The 1,693-nt window shown below is 62.0% G+C and carries 2 protein-coding genes and 1 pseudogene; 1 reads left to right on the top strand and 2 read right to left on the bottom strand.

The genetic code is table 11. The features are described from left to right. A pseudogene (locus I5W_RS18620) lies at positions 1 to 650 on the bottom strand (thiolase); the annotation flags it as partial. A 31-nt stretch (positions 651 to 681) separates the two neighbouring features. Continuing rightward, positions 682 to 1,047: a Zn-ribbon domain-containing OB-fold protein gene (locus tag I5W_RS18625; protein WP_017450446.1), complete on the bottom strand. Its 366-nt coding sequence runs from the start codon at positions 1,045 to 1,047 to the stop codon at positions 682 to 684. Between the two features lie 266 nt (positions 1,048 to 1,313). On the opposite strand from I5W_RS18625, the gene I5W_RS18630 reads away from it, so the two are divergent. Beyond that, positions 1,314 to 1,693, top strand: a 380-nt coding sequence (locus I5W_RS18630) for an acyl-CoA dehydrogenase family protein (RefSeq protein WP_044530345.1), incomplete at its 3' end; no start/stop codon positions are given.

Below are 1,693 nucleotides of genomic sequence, written 5' to 3' on the forward strand. Positions count from 1 at the left end.
TGCGCACCATCGGTCACCAGGCAGCAGTCGCGCACCGAAAGCGGCGAAGACACCATGCGCGCCTTGAGCACGTCCTCGATCGAGAGCGGATCGCGCACATAGGCATCGGGGTTGAGCTGCGCCCACTTGCGCGCGGCTACGGCCACTTCGGCAAGGTGGGTTCGTGTAGTGCCGTACTGGTGCATGTGGCGCGCCGCGGCCAACGCATACGAGGACGCCGGGTTGAACGGTTTATAGGGACTCTCCCATGGCGACGGCCGTGACGACTGCAGCAGCTTGCCGGCCGCGCTGCGCTGGTTGCTGCCGTAGGCGATCAGAGCGACGTCGATCTGGCCGGTTGCCAGCGCCATGGCGGCCGTGTGGACGTGGATTTCGAAGGCGGAACCGCCGGTGCGGTTGTTGTCGGTGAACTTGGGGTAGATACCCAGGTATTCGGCGAAGGTCAGGCCGGACAGCATATCGTCCGGCGTCGCGATGAACAGGCCGTCGACATCGCCCGGGGTCAGCCCGACTTCGGCCAGCGCACGTACCGAGGCATGCGCCGCCAGGTCGAGCGATGACAGGCCGGGCGCCTCGCCCATGCCATAGGTGGCGCCGGACACGATCGCGGTTTGTCCGCGCAGGGTTGTTCCATGTTGGGTTGCTAGCATTGGCTTGGCCTTGTAACGGTGGAAGGGACGCTCAGGCGGGATCAAAGACCAGCAGCGGCTGTTCGCCGGCGAAGCTGATCCTGGCCTTGACAGCCATGCCGATCGTGACCTCTTCGGGGGCGATGGACTCCACCCTGCTGAGCAGATGCACGCCCTCCTCGAGCTCGATCACGGCAACGTTATAGTTCGGCGTCGGCGGCCGTTGGCTGATCACGGTGACCGAGTACACCTGGCCGCGCCCGCTCGCCTCGACCCACTCCAGGTCGAGCGCGCCCGTAACCGGCTCAGCCACCCGTGGGTAAAACACGAAGCGGCCATTGTTGCGGCTCCGTTGCAGCATGAAGCGGCCTTCGGACAGGAACCGCTGATAGTCGGGCTCTGGAAGAACAGGCGCCATTTATATCGCTCCTCTGGGCCGGACCGGCGGCTCGATCTGAAAGCCATCGGCCGGCATAGTTTTTAAAGTTGAATGCCGTTCCAAATACTAAACGTCGTTCGGAAAACTTGTCAAGGGCGGTTTTAGCTTCGTTTTTTCAAAGGCGCGAATTCAAGAATATCTTGACGATCTTCTGAACGATGTTTAGATTTACGAACGCAATTCAATTATTCGAAAACATCCGGCCGGCGCCAGCGTCGGTTGGGGCGAGCACAACGAGGCCAACCTTGACCTATCAACTGAACGAAGACCAGGTGCAAATCCAGGATCTGGTGCGCCGCGTGGCGCGCGAAAAGGTCGCGCCGCGCGCGGACCAGATCGACCGCAGCGGCGACTATCCACACGATATGTACGCGCTATTGAAAGAGCTTGGGCTGTTCACGCTGCCATTTCCGGAGCGCTACGGTGGCGCCAACAGCATGCTGTCGTCGTGCATCGCGGTCGAAGAACTCGGCCGGGTCTGCTATAACACGGGCTACCTGCTGGTGGTGCAATGGACCCCGTTCGGCGCCATCCTCGAGGGCGGCACCGAAGAGCAGAAGGAGCGTCAACCATTCCTTAAAAGGTTGGCAGACACCCGCGTCGCGCTGGCGCAGCAGTCGGCCTG

The sequence above is a fragment of the Herbaspirillum sp. B65 genome (assembly GCF_000333555.1).
Lineage (GTDB): Bacteria > Pseudomonadota > Gammaproteobacteria > Burkholderiales > Burkholderiaceae_D > Herbaspirillum > Herbaspirillum rubrisubalbicans.